A 17,551-nucleotide genomic window follows, 5' to 3' on the forward strand; every position below is an offset into this window, starting at 1 on the left:
TAACAAATGAAGTAGGATATTCTGATACGAAAACTATAAGATATCGAAGGATCAAAAAAAAATATATGGTGGTGATAGTATTTGAAGTCAAAAATTATTGTCATTACATTAATCGCATGTACAATAATTTTCTCTTTCTTAGATCAACCAACCGCTGTGAAAGCATATACAAACCAGTCAAAAGTAGTAGAATTTGAAGAAAGCTCATCTAGATCAAGATCAAAGACAATTACTCTACCGTTTGTAGATAGCATACAAAATGTAACTGTAGATACAGGTGATGTATCTTATTCTTTAAATGGGGATCAATTAAAATTATATGTTAGCAATGGTCGCTGGGTGTCAAGAGATTCTTATTGGGATTCCAAAAAGTATAGCAAATCTGCATCTTTAGTCGATTCTAGTTGGTCTACTGGATGGAGCCAAGTATTATACTCATGTGTAGATGGTTCTTGGAAAGAAGATTCCAGTTATCGAACAAACGATAAAGGAGATCGCTCTTATAGTGATTCTGATGGTTATAGTGGTACTTTGACATATGACGATCATTGGCCTTCGTATACACGTGATACAAGAGATTGGCCATGTAAAGATGGAGAAACTGCTGAGTATTATAATCAAAATGATATTTTATTTACAGGAACAGCTTACAAAGGTGGATATTATTACTATAACTATAAGTATGCCTATAATGTAACTATATCATATGTAGAACATACACTTTCTGGTCAAGTGAATCATACTGATAAATGGAAGCAAATACATGATAGTTTAAATCATTCTCCAGATCAGTTTTATTCAGGGGAAAAATTTTTGTTGTTATCAGAAGTAAATGATGTGTACGCAATTGAGGATGTAACAGTCGAATTTGTGGGAGAGCAATTAAATGATAATGTACTAGAGATTACGACAAGTTTACAAGAACAATATGCAGGGGCACCGTTGTATGATGGTGAAATATATAATAATTCCATGTCAAATGCGGAAACTTACTTAAAGAATGGACCAGTTTATTTTATTTTTACTGCTGAGTGGGCGAATGGCGAAGTTAAACAAGATGTAGTGGAGGTAGAAATTATCGGTAATGTTTATGAGCCGTTCTTTTATCATAGAACTAATTAAAAAGAGAAGGGTAAACCTTCTCTTTTTCTCTTATGGTTCAATAATATATTTATGCTTCACTTTTACTTTTAATTCCATTTAACAATAAGATCGTTATCATATACATAAACTATACTATTGTTTAATTGTACAGTATCACAAGTAGAAAGAGTTTCCTTTATAGCTCCATCCAATTCAGAATATGTTGCATCTACTCCATAATCGATAGTAGTGTTGACGAATCTGTCATAACTACTATCATATTCCAAATTTTCAAGTGGGAATGTACCGATATATTCATAATGACTAGTGGTTACATCTGAATTATTAGTGCAATATTCTTCTACTGGATCTTCTGTAGATGAATCTTTATCATCATTGGTATTATCATCTATCGGATCTTCTGTAGACGAATCTGTTCCATCATTGGTATTCTCGTCTATCGGATCTTCTATAGGGGCTTCTGTTTCATTCTCTGTACCGTCATCAACCGGATCTTCTGTTGTAGAGATTGCTCGATATAAAAAAGTAGCAAATTGAGCTCTGCTTACCTTTTCATTAGGACGAAAATCATCAAACTGATTCGTTATGCCATGTTTGGCAAGTAATTGTACACTTTCCTTATGAGAAGATGAAACATTAGAAAGATTAATGCCTTTATTGACTCCATTATCTTCAAGATCAAAGGCTCTAGATATAACAGTAGCCATTTGAGAGCGACTTAAATACCCTTCATTAAAATTTCCTTCACTTCCTTTAAAAATCCCCTCATGATATGTTGTGGCTATGTAATCAGCATAATAATGAGATTTATCTACATCTTTAAAATTTGATAGGACTTCTTCTGCATTATTTACGATAGGTAGATCAAGTGCTTCAACAAAAAGTTTTGTGGTTTGTGATCTTGTTATACTTTGTCCAGGTTTAAATTCTTTACTCCCATCCTCTAATGTATATCCATTGATAGCCCCTTTATTAACTAAGTAATCAATTCCTTCAAAGTGAGAAGATGCATTAGGAACATCTTTGAAATTACCTTCATTTGCATAAGCGAAGTTAGTAGGTAAAATGAATAAAATTAGAGATAATACAATGAAAGTAGAGCTTAATTTAATTTTTTTCAACATAATCATTTCTCCTTTTAATTTTTAGTTGTCTTATTTATAATCCTATTATACACTTAAAATGTTTACACGTAAACTATTTATAGGAAAATATTAGAATTATTTAACTTATTAGTTAATATAAACCAATTATAAATATAATAAAGGAGTGATTTTATGAATAAAAAAGACAAAGAGGTATTACCAAAAGCATATAGAATTTATCCTTTTTACCATAAATTGTTTTATTCTTGCTTTATGATTGTAAATCGAGACAATTTATCTGATTATTTAATACGTAAGCATTATAACTATCAAGATATTCCAAAGATTATTGATAATTCTACTACACATAACAAAAGAGAGTTTTTTGAAAACATTATATTAGACCTTGAAGATGCAATAGATACAGTGAAAAATATAAAAGATAGTAAACGTATTACTCAGCTAGCAGAACATCATTCAACTAAAGATAATAATAGTAAAAAACCAATCGTTATTCGTATATCAAGTGAAGTCGATCAGAAAATAAAAAAAATTGCTAATAAAAAAGGAATGAAGATCGGAGAGGTTATAGAAATTGCAATAGCCCATCATATTGAGAATGCATCGAATAATTATTATGATTTAATTAAAATAGGCATAGAAGCCCTTAAAGATTTAAGTCCAAAGTAGATTCTTATATTCAGTTATAATCCGTGATCTAATTTGGTCTTTAACTTCTATTTTTTAATATTATTTTTGTTTCCTTACATGTGGGGGATAGGAGTAAAAGATATTCCTGATATGTATAGTATTTCGCTGATCAAGCTAAACGATTGAGCCGATACCACCACCGCACATAAAAAACCCTCTTAGTACGATGTTCATACGTATCAAAAGGGTTTTTCTTTGGTTAATGAAATGTGTTTCCTTCACTTTTCACTCGTTCTATGTATGTTCGTTTGTATTGTAAATATTTCCTTATATCGTTTAATTCTTTAGGTAAGTAGTCTATTTCATCCTCAAAATAAGAAAACAATTGTTGGCTCTCCTTGTCATATACTCGGATGATAAGAAGATCTAAGTCCTCATCTACAAGAATGGAACGTATTTCAAATCGGTTTCTGATACTTCGAGTAATAAACAATTTAATCCCTCCTTTCCCACCTAATACATTCGGTATTTACCATATTATTCCTCGTTAAATTTCGTTTACATATTCGTATCGTAAAAATTAATTGGTCTTAAGATGGGATGGTTAAGGCATGTAAGGATAAAAAGGTATTGTTACTTTAGTTTACCAGAAGAATATTCTTGGAAAGGGGGGAGAGCAACCGATAACTTCTTTGGAACATTTATATTCCGAGGTATAGACGTGTTTATTTACTTTTTCCCACAATTATTATATAATTTATTTAGGTGACGAGAACACTAAGGTCTTTGGCGGGACCTAGACTCTCATGAAAACAATGCAGTACTGGACAAAACAAAAGACGATGTCGCGACAATGAAACCATTGTCGCCCCAGGGAAAAAAGTCACAATCAACTGAGGGATTGTGGCTTTTTTTATATATAATGGGTATAACGAAGTCATATTCATAACATAATAAAGGAGAAGGGGCCAACCCTCCACCTTACCGTTCCAGCCACTCAGTGAATTTTTGGCGTTGCAGTCTTTGTTTTTCTTACTGAGGATAAGAAAAACGAACGGATCGATAGAGTTGTTCCCCTTCATACTAGCCATGAGTGTGATGCTATTTACACCACTCAATCAATAATCTTATAACATTCGTTATGAGATTACCTGCATTCAAGGAAAGTTGGAGCCTGTCCTTCAACTTTTCTCTTTTTCGTTGGCGACGAGAAAACACTAAGGCATTCACCTCCTTGGGCTGGCTGCGAAAAAATTATATCATACTATATAAAAAAAATAACGAAGTCGTGATTTTTTTATTTTTATTAAAAATATATTCTATTAAAGTAAAAAGATTGTTGAAAGACAATTCTCATTGTTTTAACAGAGGTCCTTCCTTTTGGGTAAGGGGTTTTTTTGTATTTAAGGGGAGATTAAGGATTAAATCATTTATTTTGTCATATATTTATTTTTTTCGTAACCTTTTGCTATTTGAAGTGTTTATAAATTGAATACATAACAGAAAGGTGAGGAAAAAATGAAAAAAATATCACTTCGAATCGTACCAGCAATACTTATAGGTGTTATTGTTTTACTATCTTTCTCGACAACCACAGACGCTGCAAAAAGGTATAAATATGGTGCTAAGACACCCCCTCCCGTTGAAGAAATGAATACAGAAGGATTTTTTAACTCTAATCACAAATACTTGCTAGATGGAACTAATCTGTTATCCCAATATGATTCTTCTTATGTTCGTTTAGAAGGAACAACATACGCTAAGCAAATAGTAGATTCTATTGGAATAACCTTCTACCTTCAAAAATGGAATGGGAGTTCATGGGAGTATGTTGGATCAGGTAGTACTTATAGCGATTCTAATCGAGATGTATTTGATAAAACTGTATTACGTTATGCAGAAAAAGGATATTATTATAGATTAAAAACTAAGCATTGGATCTCTCACGATGGGGTATATGAGCAAGGAGAGGTAGTAAGTGATTATATTTTAATGAAGTAATTCAAAAAATTTAAAAAAATCATTAAAGAAGGCGTTACCAATTTGATTGTTGTTTGTTTTATTAATAACAACATAAAGAGACTTCTCTTAATCCTTCTTTACGATTCTATCAACGTGATATTTAAATTGAACTATGAGTGAAAGTCATTCTATCTTTTTCATTATGGGTAGGAAGAAGGATAGAGAAAATTAATATTAAAAGGAAGTGATATAGAAGGGAAAAAAATAAAGAAAACGAGAAATTCAAAACAAGGAGGACGGTTAATATATTATTCGTAAAAAATGACAGATATGAAAAAAATAAAAGGTAGTCAATTCAAAAATTTTGTGGTGTGGTAGATATACTGGTTGCATTCAAATATTTATTTATTATGAGGTGATTAATCATGAATAAAATATTGTTCTTTTTATTAGTATTAGCACTCCTTATTCCAAATGTTGTTTATGCTAATCCAACAAATAGTGAAAGTATCAGTGGAAGTTTCTTAGATGAAACAATTGTTGAGCAAACTTTAAAAAGTGGTGAGTTAAAGGTTCCTCAAAATAAAAGAATCAAACTCCACCCTGATAAGCTGTATCTAGATAATAACCTTATAGAATTGGAGGGGTATATAACTAGAAGGGAAGGAGCGGTAAAAAAACTTAACCTAAGCGGACAACTTTATGATAGTTACACCCAAAAAGAAGGTTTTGATAGTTATGTTGGAGATTTGAGTGACCAAAGCGAGAATTTTCAAGTTCTCTATTTTATGATAAAAAATGACAATGTGGACTATAAATATGCTTTTAATCAAAAGCTTTCAGATGAAAAAATCTTTATGCTTTATTTACAAGATGAAGACGGAAATCTTTACATTTTTGAAGAAAAGTTAGACCAAATAAATATTGATGCTTCTAAGATCAATACAACTAAAAAAGCTCAATCAAATATTGATTATCTATGGTTTACTAACGTATTAGAGCCAGACGAAATAGGTAAATCAAAAAATAATAATTACCATGACTCAATCGGAATTGCTTCTGTTAATTCTGATACAAAAGTATCACCTATTGTTTATAGAGATTGGACTTACGGAGGGGATGAGTTTAGGGAAAGCGCTTGGGCTAAGGTTTATGGATTGGTAAACGATGTACCTCAATACGGATCTTCGACAGCTCAAACTGACCTCAGACTTCAAGAATATGTATATAAAAATGGTGAGTTTTATAGTAATGATTCCAATTATAAACTTCAGGCTGCTGGTTCCCAAGCTCAACGTGACATTGAAGGGAAAATTGCATTTGGTTACAATACAAATGTAAATTATACCTATTGGGACGGCGAATATTGGGTTTGGAATGAACCTAATGTAGCTATTAAATTAAAATTAGCGACTGGATTATCACTTTGGAGTAACGGTCCATCTCTAGGCTTAGAGCTTGTTCAAGCTGAAGAAAAGTATTCAGGAAGTTCCAACTACACAACTTACTATCCTGAAGGTGATGATTTCCCCAAAAATGGTGTAATATATATCGAAAAAGAAAAGGATTTATATCTCGATAATCATGAAGAGAAACTATTTTTAATTGCAGATATTTCAACAGCTAAAAGTAGTGCAACAACTAATGTTTCTACAAGTGCTGAAATTGGATGGACATTTGATATATTTTATTATGACGAATTTGAGCCAGATGATTCGCAAACAAATTTCGGTTTTTCATTAGATTACATTTCAAACGCTAATTAGCATATAAAATTCCATTTGGGGGTAACCCAGATGGAATTTATTATTTTTTTTATATGTGATATCATTTTTATGAAAATAAAAGTAGAGGAAACAACATAAGAATCATTTTTAGAGAAATGTTATATATGGAGCATAAAATCACAATCAATAAGACAGTTACGTTACCTCTTATCTAAGGATTATTGTCAGGACAAGTTAAAGTACGCTGACGTTAAGTGCTTAACTTAATAAGGGTTCGCTTCAATATTTAAAGAATTAAAAGTTCTAAGGGAAGAAGTCATCGCTCTTTAACAAGTTTACATTTGGCGTGTCGGAGTTTTTTTAATGTTCTTCGTTCTTCAGTATTCACATAATTAGAAAAGTAACAAGATGTTATTTGAGCGATTGCATTAAATCTGTTAATTACTAGCCTCATGCTTGAACCAAGCATCTCTAAAAAGTGTGGTTCTATACTGTTTTTCGTAGATTGGTCTAATAACTACTTTTATCCCTGTATTTATGAAGCTTAAAGAAAAAACTAAATCAATGAATATAATTAAAGTTGAAGAGCCATAGCTCTGGTCATAGAAAATCAACAGTTTCCAGGTGAAAGTTGGGTTCCGTTCGCAATTGTAAAAAAGAGTGAATGGCAGTCCATTTTGAGTTACAGATTCTCACTCTAAGTGAACGAGACTTCGGTTAGTCTATTGTAAAGAACCTACAGGGAACTGAACATATCAATTTTTTCGTACGAAAGTTTAATATTAGATCTTGTATTTGAAAGGAGCTATAGAAAAATGCTTAAACAATACTATAAACAATTATTGATTTTTAGTGCTTTCTTAATCATTATATTATTACTTATTATTTATAACCAATATCAAGAAAATAAGAAGTATGAAGAGTACCTATCAAACGGGCTTAATGATGACATTCAAACACTTAATGATGCAATTGTAGATAACCAGAATATATATCAACAAGTGTCGGATTCTGAACACATAACGAAACAACACTTAATATCTCTTATAAAGAACAATAGTATTATTAAGAATCTTACTCAAAAATATGAGTATTTAGCTCTCCGCTTAAACCGTTTAGAATCTAATAAAGATTATAATGAAACAGGAAAAAATGCACAAACAATTTCTAGTTTTTTTAGAGTACTAGCAGGAAAAGAAAATTTCTGTTTAGAACCAAATAATCATTTTAAACAATCACGGAAATCTGAGCCAATTGCTGATTATTTTACTGAGGTTCGAAGAGATATTTGTAATCTTGAATCTGATGAAAAAAATGACGTACTTGTGAATTTAGACTCCGATTTGAAAGAGAAATTAGGACATATTCAAGAGTTGAATTCCTTTTGGATTGAAGCATCAAAAGCTTACGAGACTACCGAACGAGCAGATGACACTTTATCAAATGATCATTGGATAAACTTAATTGTTGATTTGGAAAAAGAAACTAAAGATTATTTATATAATAAACACAAAATATCCAATATTGAATTATTTTTGAAGAAATGAAAGGTTTCTTGTATTTGGTAATCAAATATTGCTGTTTTTGGCAGTATGTTATGAATGAAAAAAGAGCCTGAATATACAAGAAATGCATAAAAACTGCATATTTTTGGCTCTTTAAATCTATTCCTTATTGTGTTAAAGCACCCCGTTACTTCAATAACAAAAGCTGCTACTCACTTTTACTTAATTTCGTTACTTTATCTGCTCTAAATGGTTTAGCATCATTCATAATGTCTTTGTTAGAATTAAGGGTTACCTTTACTACTGAACCTTCACTAAAGTTCTGGATATTTAATTTCTTTCCACCTTGTTCTTCCAAAGTTGTTTCATCAGTAACTTCTATTGGACATTCATACCCCAAAGTATCATCCGTTTTGTTGACTTCATCAGAGCAATCTACTATAAACACATTATCATTTATCGCCTTTATTTCTCAGATAAATTGTTCAGTTTGATTTTTTTCTACATATTTTCAGCAAAGCGTATCAATTCTTCTTTTGGTAGATCCCCTAAAATAATAATGTATATATTCCCTTTTAGGAATTCAAGTTTTGAACTTCCGTCCTTGGAAACAGTTAAATACCCTTTACCATATTTAAGCTGCATTTCAGTAATATTTGCGCTTTTCGAACCTGAACCAACAGTAGTATCATTTTCAAGAGAATTTAATGTTACCCAAAAAGATTTTTCTTGATTTGAAAACGTAAGCCGTACCTTCTTTGAAATGCTCTTTCCTTGTAGCATAAATAAATCCGCATTTTTGAATTCATAGCCTTTTGGAACGTAATCAAAGGACGGGATAGGAATATCAGATTTCATTTGAACTGCTTCTAATGTTTCTACAGACACTATACTATTGGTAATATCCAAGTCATTATTTATGTTTTCAGTAGGAGGTTTAGTTTTAGCATCATTTTCCGCTTTGTCCTTATTTCCGAAGAATAAGGAATTAATCTCTCCTGGCATTTCCTTTAATGTTTGATAAAAAGGATTAAATGCCTTCGTTTCAACCATATTCCCAAAAATAAAAGCGCCTAAAAACATTGATATAAAAACAACTGATACGTTGCGAAGAAAGGTCTTTCGATTTCTCTTTTTTTCCATAAACCTTAATTGTTTTTTTAATTTTTTCCAAGATGGGCGATAATCAGACGAGTGCTCATCTGGTTTGTTATGTACCATCTTGTCGAAAGACTCATCAAATAGACGGTCAAATTCGTCCTTATTCATCTTGGAAACCCCATTTCATCATTTTCTTTTTTAGAACTTTTCTAGCACGGTGGAGCTTTTGCTTAATTGCTCCTTCTGTTGAATTTTGTTCTTCCGCAATTTCCTTATTAGACTTATGATCGATCCATTTTGCCTCTATAATGTTTTGGTATTCTGAATTGATCTCTAACATGCTTTCAGCAATGTTTTCTTCTAACATTTTGGCTTCAACCTTCATTTCGATTGGTTTGTCTCGTTTATTTATATCACTATTTATAACACATTCAACATCATCTTGGTTACGTATCTTTTTGTTTTTTCTAATTATATTTAAAGTTAAATTTTTAGTAACCACTCGTATCCATCCAATTAATTGTTGTTCATTCTCGATGTTAGGAGAGTTGTAAATTGTTTTTATAAAAGCTTCTTGCACTATGTCTTCGGCGGTTGAATGATCATTGATCATTTGTATAGAAACACCATAAACAAGGTTGTAAAAATCTTTGTAAACTTCTTCTTGTTGAGACCTATCCAAAGAGGCAAAATCAGTCTTAGTAAGAAGGAAAATTTTTGTCTTCATATATGATACTCCCTATCTTTTTTAAAATTTTTAACTGATTCTAATCTCCTATATCACTATTTTATTCTTTTATTATATTCTAGTAAAATTATACCAAAAAAATGATAGATAATGACAAATTAACATAAAACACGTCATTTTTCCGTAACCATTTTGTTTTCTAGGTGTTTTAATAATAGGTTTAGCAAATGGCTACTATTTTCTTTCTACCATACACGCCATATCTTAAGGAAAATAGGAATCAGCCAAAAAAAGGAGGGTAAGGAGATAATTAAAGCTAAGCATTTGTTATTTTTATTCTTTAAGGGAGGATCATTTTATGATTAAAAAAACGATTGTCGCATCATCATTAGTAGGAATGTTGTTAGTTAACATTGTTTCTACAACAGTATTTGCCGAGACCCCTAACAAAGCACCCGAGTATACGGGGAACGACCAGAATACTATAACACGTGAACTTACACCAGAAGAAAGATCTGCTGCCAAGAAAAAGGAAGCGGAAGTAGAGTCTTATTTAAAAAGTAAAAAAGAACAAGGTTCTGATGGAGGTGTAGAAGCCCAAGCGTGGTCGGCATTAGCCGTTCCTCATCATAAACAAATAGAGACGCATTGGTGCGGTCCTGCTAGTAGTTTAGCAGTAATTGATTACTTAGTTGACTCTACTCCTTCTCAAGCACAACTAGCAGATGTATGGGACCCTAACAATAATAAATATGGAATGAACACAGATCTTTATAATGGAACAACCTCACCTGATATGGCAAGATCAATTAATCACTGGATTGGTAGCAGCTGGTATGTGGCTGTATCTGAAGATAGTAAAGATAATCTTTGGAATAAAATTGTGTTTGCAACGGATTATAAACATCCTGCTAATTTGTTAGTGAATACAAAACATTTAAGTTGGTATAACGGAAAAGAATTGAGCCACTTTATTACTGCAAGAGGATATAATGATAACTATAATTATGAAGGTAAAAAAACACTCTATTTAGTTGACCCTCACTACAGTGATACTTATTCGGGTTATCATGAAAACGAACCTTTTAATAATGTATATAATGCAGTAGCTGATCAAAGCTGGCGCGAGAATGTAGTTTACTAGATGCGAAAGTTTCATCCCCTTCTTTCATTTAAGAGAAGGGGATATTTTAAAAAAGGGGGATACGATGAGACATCAAAAAATTCAGATGATTATTTTAGTTCTTTTCATGCTTATTGGTTGTTCAAATGAAACAAAGAGTGTAGATGAATCAACTGAAAAACAAATCGATCAATCTATGACAGAGGAAAAGTTTATAAAAGAGACTTATAATATAAAAACTGAAAGTTTCAACGTTGCACAACCAGATATTTATTCAGATACAGTTGTATGGGCGGGAAAGAATGAAAGGAAACAAAAAGGGATAGAACGTTTAGACTCTATATTTGTTTACGACAATAGCGAAAAAGAAAATAAGCAACTTTTTAAGACGCAATTAAAAGGTCAAACTGATGAAACACAGATAAATGAAAACTGGATTTGTTGGGTTGATTGGTCTGATGAATACGCATCAAATTGGGTTATTTATGGGTATTCACGCAAAGATGATGAATTGATACAAATATATTCTTCAAATGATTCTCCAAGTCCTGATAAGGGAATCTTACCTAGATTAACTCTATCAGATAATGATTATCTTTCCTGGATTGAGAAAGTAGAGAACGAAAATACCATAAAAAATGAAGTGAAGTTAGTTCATTTACCTACAAAAGAAATTAAGGCCATTTCAGACGTTAATTACGGTCAATCTATTGCTCATATTTCAAATAATTATCTCGTATGGTCGAGCGAAAAAAGCATCTATATCTATTCGTTGCAAGAAGAGGAGATAGTTGAAACCATTAACACTAATCAACTAGTTAATTTTCCAAAAGTGAACAATGATTATGTTGTATGGCAGGAGTTAGGGTCTGAGGGTCCAAGTGATTCAACTTTAAAAATAAAACAAATAGATATGGATGATAAGCCAATAGAAGTCGTCTTTAAAGGGAATATGTTTTTTTATGATATTGGTCATGATTATTTAGTCTGGCAAACCGGTGAAGAAATAAGGGCTTACTCGATAAAAACAAAAGAAACCAAGAGTTTAGGTGATGGATTTTTGCCATACATAAGAGGAAATAAAGTAGTCTGGGAGCAAGGTGAAGAGGATGATTATGTAATATTTAAAGTCGCTGAACTACAATAAATATAATACAATGTTCTAGTCGGAATGAAGTTACTATATTAAAAGGCACGTTGCCCAATTTCAATCAGGGTAGCGCGTCTTTTTGCTTTTTTTGTGTTTGGTTTCCTCTCAGCTTCATGTGTGTATATTTACAAACGAAATTTAAAAATTTTTTTAAAAAACCATAAATTATGAATTAGTTTTCAAACTATTGACGTCTTACTTGTGAGTGCTCTTTTATGGTTAAGGAGGGAAATAGGTGGATTATTTAAATGCTAATGACTTGCAATATAACAAAAAAACGGAAACGGAGCAGTTAAGTTCCTCCGAGTTGAGCTTTGAAAAAATTATGAATGATTACGGTACTGAAATTAAAAGGTTGGTATATAGCTATTTAAAAAACAACAGCGATGCGGAAGATGTAACACAAGATGTTTTTGTAACGGTATATCAAAAATGGAATACGTTTCGAGGACAATCAACCATTCGAAGTTGGATTTATTCGATTGCAATTAATAAGAGTAAGGATCACTTGCGGAGTTGGAAAGGTCGTAGCCATAAGTTAAATGAAAAGTTAAGGCGTTTCAAAGCTTCTTCTGAAAACCAAGTTACACCGGAGGACCAGTTAATCGAAAAAAATAGTAATAATTTATTACTGAATCAAGTAATGTCTTTACCAATAAAATACCGTGAAGTAATTATCCTCCATTATTTTAAAGAGTTTTCAGTTAAAGAAATTGCAGAAACATTATCTACAAAAGAAACCACCATAAGAACACGATTAAATCGTGGCCGCAACAAAATTAAAGATTTAATCCAATCTGAAAGAGGTGAGGAAGTATGGAAAAGAAATTAAAACAGTTAAAGGAAACATATGAAAGTCAGATCGGTACAACATTTACAAGCAAAGACAAAGCAAATGTGTATCGTAAAATTCAATCCGCTCAAGATAAAAGTCGTTTTAACTTATTGAATAAAGTCCCTAAGACGTTAACAGTTATAACATATAGTCTCATGGTTGTTTTAATTTTAGGGATCGCTTCCCATCAGTTGGAACTAATTCCAAAAGTCACTAATGGCGGAGAGGGACAAACACCACAAATCAAAGAACCGCCAATCAAGAAACCAATAGATGAATCAATAAAGAAACCGACTACAGATGATATAGAGGAAGAAAACACTCAAGATGAAACCTCCGAAACAATAAATACAAAGATGCAATTATCTTCAGAATTAGAGGAAATTTATAAAGAATATGAACAACAAAAAAACGACACCCTTTTAGAAGGATTAACCCCAATAGATGTATTTAAATTGTACTTTCATGCCATTAATAAGAAAGACTCAGACACTATTTACGCTCTCTATATAAAGGGTGAAAATTTTGGTACTCCTTCTAAGAAAGAGTATTTTGACGATCTTGACTTTTATGAATCCCCTTATACAGAAGATGCTGAAAATGATGAACTACATCAAGTTGATGAATTTACAATTCAATATCCTGATGAAAACAGAGCAGTAGTAGCATGGGAAAGTTCGAGGGGATCTACTCGTACCTTTCAGTTAATACACGATACTGATAAAAATGTTTGGAAAGTTAATTGGCTACCGTTTCAATAAGGTGTGGTGATCATAACTCAATTGAAAAAACATGCACTTATCTTTAATTTTACAAAGTTAGGTGTGTGTTTTTTTTGCTTGGCTGGTATATCAGCATTTATACGGATTGATTCTTACAATTTAATGACATGCTCACTAATAATAAGAATACACTTATAAAATGTTAATCTATGAAAGTGTGAAGAAAAAATATTTTTAAACCGTAACCAATCACGCTCCTGATTGTTCTATATATGTAACTAAGTAAAGTGAATTAGAAAGGGGAGCGTTATGAAGCGTTTATTAACAATAATCACATCTTTATTCTTCATTTTAGCTATTACATCCACTAGTTTTGCTTCAGAAGTAGATGGAACACCAAATTTTAAGGATTATTTAGTATCTTTTGACAATGATGAAGTTGATGTTAATCTAATTAAGAATTACGGTGGGGAAGTAAAAAGACAGTATCAGTACATGCCTGTTGTTTCAGTTAAATTGTCGGAGAAAGCAGCAAAAGCATTAGCAAAGAATGCAAAGGTTGAATACATCGAACCAGACGGTAGAGTTAAAGCTATTGGGCAAGAAACTCCTTGGGGAGTTCCACATGTGAAAGCTACGGAAGTTCAAGAAAGTGGTATAACAGGAACTGGTGTTAAGGTAGGTGTTTTAGACACGGGTGTAGATTTCTTGCACGAAGATTTAAATGTAAGTGGTGGAGCTACGTTTGTCTCAGATACGGATAATTATATGGACGACAACGGTCACGGAACACATGTAGCGGGAACTGTTGCAGCTCAAAATAATACCATTGGAGTTATTGGTGTGGCACCAAAAGTAGAACTCTATGGAATTAAAGTTTTAGACCAATCTGGCTACGGAAGTTATAGTGATGTAATTGCAGGTATCGAATGGGCAACTACAAACAATTTAGATATTCTAAACATGAGTTTTTCAGGGGAAACAGGATCTCGTACGTTACAAAGAGCTTTAGATAATGCTTATAATTCAGGAGTTCTTCTTGTAGGAGCTGCGGGTAATAACGGGTTTGATAGAAAGGGGAATGTTGGGTATCCAGCTAAATACGATTCTGTAATAGCGGTAGGTGCTATTGATCAACAAAATAATAGAGCAGATTTTTCAAGTGTCGGACGCGAATTAGAAATAATGGCACCTGGCGTTACCATTAAAAGTACTATACCAGGAGGGTATGCTTTCAGTAGCGGAACATCAATGGCTGCACCACACGTAGTGGGTGTAGCGGCTTTACTATCGGAGAGTAGCCCCGAATTAGATAATATTCAAGTTCGAAATCGTTTAAATGATACCGCTACTAATTTAGGAGATTCTTTTTATTTCGGAAATGGGTTAGTAGATGCCCAAGCAGCAATAAGCACTTTAGAAACAACATCAACTAAAGGTAACGGGACAAAGAAACCAAAGAAATAACAGAGATATTTCTTAAAATCGCTACCTTTTTGGTTCTAATGTGTTTTACAAATGAGATGTGAAAAAAAAGGGGGATAAAAAGAGGTAAGTATCAATGGATTAAAAAATTAATGAGGAGGATATTGAATGAAAAATTCTTTAATAACGTTGAAGTTATCTGTTGTTTTGTTGGCGGCTGTTTTAACATTAGGGATATTTATTCCGACTTCTTTTGTACATGCAGATGCCCCTGATTATATTGAGGGTGATGTAATGGGCGAAAAGGATAAAAGCATAAAGGACTCAAAAAGTAAATCTAAAGCTAAGTTTAAGAAATCTGAAATATCAATAGATAATGGTGAAATCACGATTGATGGAAAAGTAAAATACAATAATGAAAAATTGAATATTTCACTAGACGGAAAAATATTACCAATTGAAAAAGGAGAAGAGGGAGATCGCGTATTATTCGGTGATCTTACGGTTAATTCTGGGAGTGAAAACTTAAAATTTTTACAATTAAAAGTTGATAAATATTATAAAAACAATAAAGCTTCTATTAACATTCTATTAGAACACAAAAATACAAATGAGGTGTTAGTATTTCAAATTGAAATAAAAGAGGATATATTTGATAACCTCTCGCAAGCTGCTCAAACTAACGCTGATTCGTTAAGTAAAGAACAGTTATCACAAAAAATCATTGAATTGGATAGAGCACAGAGAAACAAAAGAAGTAGCTTACCAGAACTTGAAGATACATTTGAAGATTCCGCTTCATCCGACGAATTTACTACTATGGATACTGATATTTCTTACGTTAGTCGTTCAGAGTTAAGAAGGCTTATAAGTGATTTGGAAAGCGCAGGATATTACACATGGTTAGATTACTCTAATTATTCCTTGCCTCAAGATCTAGTCTCTACAGAAGGCAATTTTAAAAATGTTAGTGGTAATAATCGACTCTATGGTAATGGGTATAAAGATGCGTACGGAGCCTATCTAGTTGGTATTAGCACTGTAGATGTCAATAGTTATTCTTATACAAGCCCTAAGCGAGTTGTATTACAACACACATTAAGAGATGCAGTAACAGTAAAGTATGACCCTGGCACCAATAAAGTAAAACTCTATAAAAAGCAAAGAGGGATTAAATTTGATGACATTGATATCGCCTTAGGAAAACTAGATGATGATAATGTTTTTACAAATCATAATCCAAATGGTCAACTCAATAAACCTACTAGTAGCACTCCGTATGCAGCAAAAATGTTGCTTTCTTTAGTTCCATACGGTGGTACGGTTTCATCTGTGTGGGATTACTTACAATCTTTAGAATCAAAACCAACTATGTCACTTGGTCAGACTTATTACTACGCAAGTGATATAGAAGAGCAAAAAACTGAGAATGATGGCGATGTAATCAGAAATATCAGCTCTGGCAGTAATGATTTATATATGGGTATTCCTGGTGATTACTTTAACCTTAAAGGTGAAGTGAGTGATTACTATTCTAATGGTTATACTTGGAGTTGGGGTTGGAACTTTACTTATAAACCTAACTTCTAATAATTAATCAAAACATGTTATATCGCTGTTATCTCCTTCTTAAAAGTAAGGGGGGGTGACAGCGTTTTTATTTTGTAAGAAACTCAGTTACAATAACTTCAAAGGGAAGGTGAGGTTATTATGGTTAAACGATATTTTAAACAGATATTATTTCTAATCATACTTATTGCTGTTCTTGTTTTTGGTGTTAAACAATATCACGAAAAGAAAATGTACGAAGAATACATCTCGCATGTGATTACTAATAATTCTCAAGAGTTGATAGAAGGAATTGTGCAAACTAATACTATTTATGATGAGAGCCTCGACAACAACGAATTAACTTCTCAACAACTAAAATTATTAAGTATGTATAGCACAGATATCTTACAAGATTTCCAGTATAATTTAGGATTAGCTCAACAATTCAGTCTATATGCAGGTGATGGCGACACAGAGAAAATAAAAGAGGATTTACAAGAAATAGATCAATTTTATAACCATTTATTAAATAACGAACTGAAAACAAGAGAAAGTGAAGGAATGGTATATGAGTTAGATCCGACTTTGAAAGAAAAATTGACACATATCAACGAATTAAACAAACTATGGTTAGATTCAATATATACGGATATTGAAGAAGTAAGCAAACACGGTGACGAATTCGTATTTAATACTAGACAATTCCAAGAAAAACATGGTAACAACACGATATCTAGTCGGATTTGGATTGATATATTAATTGAATTAAGTGAAATTCACAAAGACTACTTAAATAATAACGAACTTTTTAGTATAAGCGAGGTTTTAAATTAAAGGGCGTAATGATAAAAAAATGTACGTTTGAAATAAAGATTAACGATATATTTGATTAAAGGAAGGGGAAAAGTGGAATCTACTTCTG

General features: G+C 32.2%; 17 protein-coding genes. 12 read left to right on the forward strand and 5 right to left on the reverse strand.

The features are described from left to right. The first annotated feature begins 81 nt into the window (after window positions 1-81). Window positions 82-1,122, forward strand: coding sequence for a hypothetical protein (locus tag GHD00_RS06560; RefSeq protein WP_163537351.1), 1,041 nt, complete (start codon window positions 82-84; stop codon window positions 1,120-1,122). A 68-nt stretch (window positions 1,123-1,190) separates the two neighbouring features. Here the strand turns inward: GHD00_RS06560 and GHD00_RS06565 are convergent, their stop codons facing one another. Then, window positions 1,191-2,228, reverse strand: coding sequence for an S-layer homology domain-containing protein (locus tag GHD00_RS06565; RefSeq protein ID WP_163537352.1), 1,038 nt, complete (start codon window positions 2,226-2,228; stop codon window positions 1,191-1,193). Window positions 2,229-2,381: 153 nt separating this feature from the next. Between GHD00_RS06565 and GHD00_RS06570 the strand changes: the two genes are divergently transcribed. After that, window positions 2,382-2,879: a hypothetical protein gene (locus GHD00_RS06570; protein ID WP_163537353.1), complete on the forward strand. Its 498-nt coding sequence runs from the start codon at window positions 2,382-2,384 to the stop codon at window positions 2,877-2,879. 220 nt (window positions 2,880-3,099) lie between these two features. Here the strand turns inward: GHD00_RS06570 and GHD00_RS06575 are convergent, their stop codons facing one another. Next, on the reverse strand, window positions 3,100-3,333 hold the full coding sequence (locus GHD00_RS06575; RefSeq protein WP_163537354.1) for a hypothetical protein: 234 nt from the start codon (window positions 3,331-3,333) through the stop codon (window positions 3,100-3,102). A 1,025-nt stretch (window positions 3,334-4,358) separates the two neighbouring features. On the opposite strand from GHD00_RS06575, the gene GHD00_RS06580 reads away from it, so the two are divergent. From GHD00_RS06580 to GHD00_RS06590, 3 genes are all read left to right on the forward strand, one after another. Further along, window positions 4,359-4,841 carry a hypothetical protein gene (locus GHD00_RS06580; RefSeq protein ID WP_163537355.1) on the forward strand — a complete coding sequence of 161 codons (483 nt, stop codon included), beginning with the start codon at window positions 4,359-4,361 and terminating at the stop codon, window positions 4,839-4,841. A gap of 386 nt (window positions 4,842-5,227) precedes the next feature. After that, window positions 5,228-6,568, forward strand: coding sequence for a hypothetical protein (locus GHD00_RS06585; protein ID WP_163537356.1), 1,341 nt, complete (start codon window positions 5,228-5,230; stop codon window positions 6,566-6,568). A gap of 776 nt (window positions 6,569-7,344) precedes the next feature. Further along, on the forward strand, window positions 7,345-8,076 hold the full coding sequence (locus GHD00_RS06590; RefSeq protein WP_163537357.1) for a hypothetical protein: 732 nt from the start codon (window positions 7,345-7,347) through the stop codon (window positions 8,074-8,076). Between the two features lie 166 nt (window positions 8,077-8,242). Here GHD00_RS06590 and GHD00_RS06595 read toward each other — a convergent pair whose 3' ends face one another. From GHD00_RS06595 to GHD00_RS06605, 3 genes are read right to left on the reverse strand one after another with little or no spacing between them, the layout of a single operon-like run. Continuing rightward, window positions 8,243-8,482: a hypothetical protein gene (locus GHD00_RS06595; protein ID WP_163537358.1), complete on the reverse strand. Its 240-nt coding sequence runs from the start codon at window positions 8,480-8,482 to the stop codon at window positions 8,243-8,245. A 53-nt stretch (window positions 8,483-8,535) separates the two neighbouring features. Beyond that, complete coding sequence (locus GHD00_RS06600; protein WP_163537359.1) at window positions 8,536-9,303, reverse strand: DUF4367 domain-containing protein; 768 nt, start codon at window positions 9,301-9,303, stop codon at window positions 8,536-8,538. Further along, window positions 9,296-9,862, reverse strand: coding sequence for an RNA polymerase sigma factor (locus GHD00_RS06605; RefSeq protein ID WP_163537360.1), 567 nt, complete (start codon window positions 9,860-9,862; stop codon window positions 9,296-9,298). Before GHD00_RS06605 ends, GHD00_RS06600 begins: the two co-directional genes overlap by 8 nt. A 319-nt stretch (window positions 9,863-10,181) precedes the next feature. Between GHD00_RS06605 and GHD00_RS06610 the strand changes: the two genes are divergently transcribed. The 7 genes from GHD00_RS06610 to GHD00_RS06640 all read left to right on the forward strand — a co-directional run bounded on the left by GHD00_RS06610 (window position 10,182) and on the right by GHD00_RS06640 (window position 17,463). Next, the gene (locus GHD00_RS06610) at window positions 10,182-10,967 is read left to right on the forward strand and encodes a C39 family peptidase (RefSeq protein ID WP_163537361.1); all 786 of its coding nucleotides are present in this window, start codon (window positions 10,182-10,184) and stop codon (window positions 10,965-10,967) included. A gap of 64 nt (window positions 10,968-11,031) precedes the next feature. Next, complete coding sequence (locus tag GHD00_RS06615) at window positions 11,032-12,093, forward strand: hypothetical protein (protein ID WP_163537362.1); 1,062 nt, start codon at window positions 11,032-11,034, stop codon at window positions 12,091-12,093. A gap of 238 nt (window positions 12,094-12,331) precedes the next feature. Then, window positions 12,332-12,928: a sigma-70 family RNA polymerase sigma factor gene (locus GHD00_RS06620; RefSeq protein ID WP_240468622.1), complete on the forward strand. Its 597-nt coding sequence runs from the start codon at window positions 12,332-12,334 to the stop codon at window positions 12,926-12,928. After that, window positions 12,913-13,692: a hypothetical protein gene (locus GHD00_RS06625; protein ID WP_163537363.1), complete on the forward strand. Its 780-nt coding sequence runs from the start codon at window positions 12,913-12,915 to the stop codon at window positions 13,690-13,692. Before GHD00_RS06620 ends, GHD00_RS06625 begins: the two co-directional genes overlap by 16 nt. A 270-nt stretch (window positions 13,693-13,962) precedes the next feature. Further along, on the forward strand, window positions 13,963-15,120 hold the full coding sequence (locus tag GHD00_RS06630) for a S8 family peptidase (protein ID WP_163537364.1): 1,158 nt from the start codon (window positions 13,963-13,965) through the stop codon (window positions 15,118-15,120). Window positions 15,121-15,246: 126 nt separating this feature from the next. Further along, complete coding sequence (locus GHD00_RS06635) at window positions 15,247-16,668, forward strand: hypothetical protein (protein WP_163537365.1); 1,422 nt, start codon at window positions 15,247-15,249, stop codon at window positions 16,666-16,668. 120 nt (window positions 16,669-16,788) lie between these two features. Further along, complete coding sequence (locus tag GHD00_RS06640) at window positions 16,789-17,463, forward strand: hypothetical protein (protein ID WP_163537366.1); 675 nt, start codon at window positions 16,789-16,791, stop codon at window positions 17,461-17,463. Window positions 17,464-17,551: the final 88 nt, after the last annotated feature.

The organism is Gracilibacillus sp. YIM 98692, assembly GCF_010993965.1.
In the GTDB taxonomy this organism is placed as follows: domain Bacteria; phylum Bacillota; class Bacilli; order Bacillales; family Amphibacillaceae; genus Gracilibacillus.